The 5,143-nt window shown below is 47.2% G+C and carries 6 protein-coding genes; 3 read left to right on the top strand and 3 right to left on the bottom strand.

The annotated features are described in order from the left end of the window. The 3 genes from yjjX to ACQY6Q_RS18335 all read right to left on the bottom strand — a co-directional run. Positions 1-496 (bottom strand): inosine/xanthosine triphosphatase (yjjX, locus tag ACQY6Q_RS18345; RefSeq protein WP_427983654.1); only part of this gene is annotated, 496 nt, incomplete at its 3' end. A 79-nt stretch (positions 497-575) separates the two neighbouring features. Continuing rightward, complete coding sequence (locus tag ACQY6Q_RS18340; RefSeq protein ID WP_427983652.1) at positions 576-1,322, bottom strand: sugar nucleotide-binding protein; 747 nt, start codon at positions 1,320-1,322, stop codon at positions 576-578. Positions 1,323-1,386: 64 nt separating this feature from the next. Continuing rightward, on the bottom strand, positions 1,387-2,808 hold the full coding sequence (locus tag ACQY6Q_RS18335) for a PLP-dependent aminotransferase family protein (protein WP_427983650.1): 1,422 nt from the start codon (positions 2,806-2,808) through the stop codon (positions 1,387-1,389). A 214-nt stretch (positions 2,809-3,022) separates the two neighbouring features. Between ACQY6Q_RS18335 and ACQY6Q_RS18330 the strand changes: the two genes are divergently transcribed. From ACQY6Q_RS18330 to ACQY6Q_RS18320, 3 genes are all read left to right on the top strand, one after another. Then, positions 3,023-3,277 (top strand): DUF1127 domain-containing protein, encoded by a 255-nt coding sequence (locus ACQY6Q_RS18330; protein WP_427983648.1) that lies wholly within the window; start codon positions 3,023-3,025, stop codon positions 3,275-3,277. A gap of 212 nt (positions 3,278-3,489) precedes the next feature. Further along, complete coding sequence (locus ACQY6Q_RS18325; protein WP_427983646.1) at positions 3,490-4,374, top strand: EamA family transporter; 885 nt, start codon at positions 3,490-3,492, stop codon at positions 4,372-4,374. Positions 4,375-4,870: 496 nt separating this feature from the next. Further along, positions 4,871-5,143, top strand: a 273-nt coding sequence (locus ACQY6Q_RS18320) for a cation:dicarboxylate symporter family transporter (protein ID WP_427983644.1), incomplete at its 3' end; no start/stop codon positions are given.

Genomic DNA, 5,143 nt, shown 5'->3' with positions numbered 1-5,143 from the left:
TTAAGATCAGCGCATGTAGATAGTTATCTTCGCGGCTGGCTAAGCCATTGGTGAGCAGACCTATGGCGCCGCCTTTTTGTTTAATGTTAGTGGTATTAAATAGTTCATCCATCAAGGGGCCAAGTTCTGCGCCTTGCTTAAGCGCTTGAAAAACCGAAGGCGGTAGCGGCATGTTAGCGCTGCGGCCCACCGCGAGTTGCTGCGGGTTGGCAACGGCCACATAGGCGAAGGTGGCGGGGCCATCTTCAAATAAGTCTACGCCTCCTTCGATGGCTGCATAAAAGTCGGCTTGGTGCTGCTGTTGGCAAAAGCGCAGCCGATTAATCGCGCCGTCGCGTGTTTGCTGGCTGTTAATTGGTTGTTCGGGGACTTGCGAAGGGGCATCTACCCCTTGGCAGTCGATATCGGCATTGGGATAGTACAGCGCTAGCGCCTTGGCTACCGCGCGTACCTTAACCGGATTACGCGAACCAACAATAACTTTAAGTGATGTCATGGAAATAGTGCCTTCAAAAATAGTTAACTTGCGCAACATACTGATGTATATGGCTAAAGCAAGTGCTAAGTGCCGGTGTTTAGGTTTTTAGTTGTTCGTCAATACTTTTACAGGGCACTCGCGAGTCAATAATGCGCCCATCGCGCTGCGGTTGTGAGCCGGGACGAATATCCCAATTAAGCTGGTATTTTTGATTAATAAGCTGCACCAGTTGGTAAAACGAAAGCCCTTGCTCGTTACCACCAACATGATAAATACCGGCTTTAGCTTGCTTGGCTAAGTCTATTAAGCACTGCATGCTGTGTTCAACATAAGCCACCGCTGGTAGCCATTGGGTGCTCGCTTCTAAATAACCCTGGTTATCGTGCATGTCTCGAACGTGGGTCAGCAGATTATCGCGCTCGAAGTTGTCGAACATCTGCCACCCAAGTCGAGCAATAATGGTATTAGGATTGGCCTCAAGCGCAGCTTGTTCGCAGGCGATTTTATAGCGGCCATAATCGTTGACTGCATCGGCTGGATGCTCTGGGCTAAACGGGCCAGTGCTCTCGGGGTTAAATACGCTTTCGCTGCTAGTAAACAGCAGTGGAATGTCGAGCTCGTGGGCAATGCTCGCCAGCGTCGCCAGCCAGCTTTCTGGGCCAGTGGCTAAGTGGAAAATAGTATCGATTTGCTGGGTTTTGATAAAGGCCAATTGCTGCTGGCGTTGGGTAATGTCCAGCTGTTGGCGATCAAAGCCGATAACCTCTATAGCTTGCGCCTCTAAGGCTTGTTTTAGATAAGGAGCAAGGCGGCCGTTTAAGCCGCTAACTAATACACGTTGCATAGAACACTCTTCAGTTAACCGAGGAGAGTATTATGCAAGTTAAGCTGCTGTGCTACTAGTGGCTTTAGTCGCTTTGCCGCAAAAGTAACTGGGCTTGTTGGCCAAGGATTTTTATCGCCTGTTCAACTGCTTCAGTAGGAGAATTAGCATAACTTAAACGTAAGCAGTTACGATACTTGCCTGAGGCTGAAAATAGGCTGCCCGCGGCAATGCCGATGTGGTAGGGGCGTAAGTGTTGATTTAGCTGAAAGCTGTCGATTCCTTCCGGTAAGGCCAGCCATAAAAAGTAACCGCCCTGAGGAAAACTCACTTTGGTTTGTTCGGGCAAGTAACGCTGTACCCAATGCAGCATGATGTCTCGGCGCGCTTGATAATGCTGTTTGCTTAGGCGTAAGTGCTTATCGTAATAGCCTTGTTCAATAAAGTCGGCAACCGCCAATTGTGGCAAGCTGGCAGACCCCAAGGAGCTGACGAATTTTAAGTGAGTGAGCATGGTGCTATAGCGACCAGGAGCCACCCACCCCAGTCGCAAACCGGGAGCAATGGTTTTAGAAAAAGACGAGCAAAATAGTACCCGCTGTTGGCTATCGTAAGATTTTAAGCTGCGAGGTCTAGGATAGTGGTATACCGTATCGCCTAGAATGTCATCTTCAATAATCGCGAAATCGTATTTTTCGGCCAGCGCTAACAGTTTTAGTTTATTTTTCTCCGGCATGATGTAGCCAAGTGGGTTATTAGAGCTGGGGATCAGCTGCAATACCTTAATTGGCCACTGCTCTAAGGCTAATTCTAAGGCCGGTAAACTAATGCCATTTTGCGGATGGGTGGGAATTTCTAATACTTTTAGCTGATTTGATTGAATCGCCTGCATCGAGCCATAAAAGCTTGGTGAGTCTATGGCGACAATATCGCCGGGTTGAGTTAAGGCTTTTAAGCTTAATGACAAGGCTTCCTGACAGCCTGCGGTGATTTGAATATTGTCGGGGTGCACCTGACAACCAGAGTGTTGCATTAGCCGAACGATTTGCTCACGTAGCTTTAATAAACCATTGCCTTTGGCGCAGCTAAAAACCTGCTTACTTTGTTGCTTGATGTTTTCGTTCATCAAGCGCTGTAAGGGTTTTAAGGTACTAAAGCTGGTATCGGGAGAGCCTCGCCCCAAGGCTAAAAAGCGTTGGCTTGATTCGGTCATGGTTAGCGCGAGAACTTCTTGCCAGTTATCTATCAGCACTGGGCGCTGTTCAGGTTGGCTTAGCTCGGGTAGGGGCGCTGTTTTTAATGGTGATTTTACGTAATAACCCGATTTGTGTTTACTGTATACCAGCTCAGCATCTTCTAATAGTCGATAGCTTTCTTGTACCGTAGAAATACTTACTCCACGCAACTGGCTCATGGCTCTAATTGAGGGCAGCTTTTGTCCCACCGGGTAGTAACCTTGTTGGATTTGCTGTTTGAGTTCTTCAGCAAATTGTTGATAGAGGGTCATCGCGATTCCTGCGCAAAAACATGGCCTAGTAGTAGCACATTCATATACAGATGAAAAATATTTGCTAGTTAGCGGTACAGATTGTTCGTCTTAAGCCAGTACAGTTGCCGATATTGGCTGTCTGTATCGGACAAAAATAATATTTTTGAATCTGTAATGAGGCGCGGCGCCAACTTAAGCTGGAATGGTCATTTCGCTTAACAGGAGTAAGCGCATGTTAATTGCCAGCCAAGTCGCTACCGTTATAACTCGCCTACATGCCAAGGTGGCTGAATATCGAGCCTTAAGCCGCAGCAGAAGAGCGCTGAGGTATTTGAGTGATGCCACGCTGCGTGATATTGGGGTTACGCGGCAACAAGCTATGGCACAGGCTAGTTTGCCGTTTTGGAGAAAAAGCCAGCCTGTTCAGAAAGCGGTTAAAGCTAAGCCTAAAGCGAAGCAAAGTCAGACTTTGGAAGTGAGTAAATAATCCGTTGCTGCATGCTGGTAGCGTGTCACTTTAGTTTTGTTCGAGTGTGGCTTAGCGGTAGCGCCTAAACTTACTTCTTGGTCTGCTTTAAGTGGCGCTTAAACTACTTGTTGCTAATGATTTTTCGTTGCGCTATTAACAAGCGTGGTTAAGCGCTTGTCTGACAAATTATAATTGCGTAGGCTTGGGGCAAATATGCTGAGGACTAAGCCGTGTTTTTTGTTATCGCCTTAACTGCAACCTTTGCCTATGCCCTGCAAGGGGTATTAATGGCCAAGGTTTACCGCCAATCTGACCGACTAAGCTCGGTGGCCTATCGAGGCTTGAGCTTGCTAATTAGCATGTCACCCTTGTTGCTGCTGGTACCTCAGTCTGCCTTTGTTGAGTTTTCTGGATTAGTAGGGCAGTTGCTGCTGGCGGCTAGTTTGGCGGCATTAGCCAATTGGGCCAATGCCATTGCCTTTGTTCGTTTGCCTGTGGGCATCGCTAGCGCCTTATCTATGGCTTTCACTGCGCTATTTGTGGCCTTGCTTGGTCAAGTGTTTCTCGATGAGCGACTTAGCCCTCAGCAATGGCTGATGGGGGCGGTGACTTTGGCTATGGTATTGTTATTAGGTGCTAGCCAACGCCGTGGTACACCTTTGACTTCTTCCGATTATCGCCCGCTTAGCGGCATTTTAGCCAGTGCCGGTTATGGTAGCTTAATGAGTTATGCGCTGATATTAGTGGCGGGGATGTCGCGCGCTTCTCATCCATTTTTGGTCGGTTATGCGTGGGAGGCGAGCATTGGCTTAATGGCCATGCTATTCGCCCTAGCTAGAGGACGAGTAAGTGCTAAGCCCGGCTTTCAGCGTATTTCTTGGTCTCGCTTTAGACAGATCCTAGTATTTGCTTCACCTACCGCGCTGGGGACGGGTTGTTATGCCTACGCTATGACCTTGGGGCCTTTAGCGATTGCCGCTGCGATCCTCAGTACCATGATGGTATTTAGCATGCTACTCGGCTGGTGGTTGTTAGCAGAACGTCCTCGTTTAAGGCAATGGGCAATGATGAGCCTAGTGTGCATGAGTGTGGTGGCCCTCAAGCTAGTCAGTTAGTTTCTCAGCGTTTTGCGTGGTGAGTCTAGCCAGCATGAAGGTATTTAGCATGCTACTTGGCTGGTGGTCGTGAGCAGAACGTCTTCGTTTAAGGCAGTGGGCAATGATGAACTTGGTATGCATGAGTGTGATGGCGTTGAAGTTGGTGAGTTAGTTTTTCAGCATTTTGCCGAGTTATTCGGCTAATTGGCTTGAAGTGTGAACATTATCTCGTTTTTATGTCCGCTCACCGCAATTATTGCTGTTTTACCACTCAGATGGCTTCGAGAGCTTATGTTGCCTATTCGCTAAGAAATAAATGTTCCTCGGGCTGTAAAAATTTTTATTAGCAGTCAATGCTAAAAAACTTATGAACAATAGTGGTTTAATGCTAGTTATTTGAATTTTTTTTGTGATGGCTCAATATAATCTCGATTTTTGACTTGAAATTGGTTTTTCATTCTATATGGTTACGCACTGACCAATTATATAGCTTCAAAGAAGGATAGAAAGAAGCATGAAACCACAGTCAAACACACTTATTCGATTTATTACTCAAGGTAGTCTGGTAATGCAGATCCTTATTGGTATTGTCTTGGGTAGTCTCCTCGCCACTGTAGCGCCCGAATTGGCGCTCTCGTTTAGCTTGTTAGGTAGCCTGTTTGTAGGGGCTTTAAAAGCCGTTGCACCAGTACTGGTATTTGTCTTGGTGGCTGCCTCGGTAGCAAGCCATAAGCGCGGACAAGATACGCAATTACGTCCCATCATATACTTGTATTTATTTGGTACC

Origin of the sequence: Agarivorans sp., assembly GCF_050295395.1 — a bacterium.
GTDB lineage: Bacteria > Pseudomonadota > Gammaproteobacteria > Enterobacterales > Celerinatantimonadaceae > Agarivorans.
This window is presented reverse-complemented; position numbering and strand designations above follow the sequence as displayed.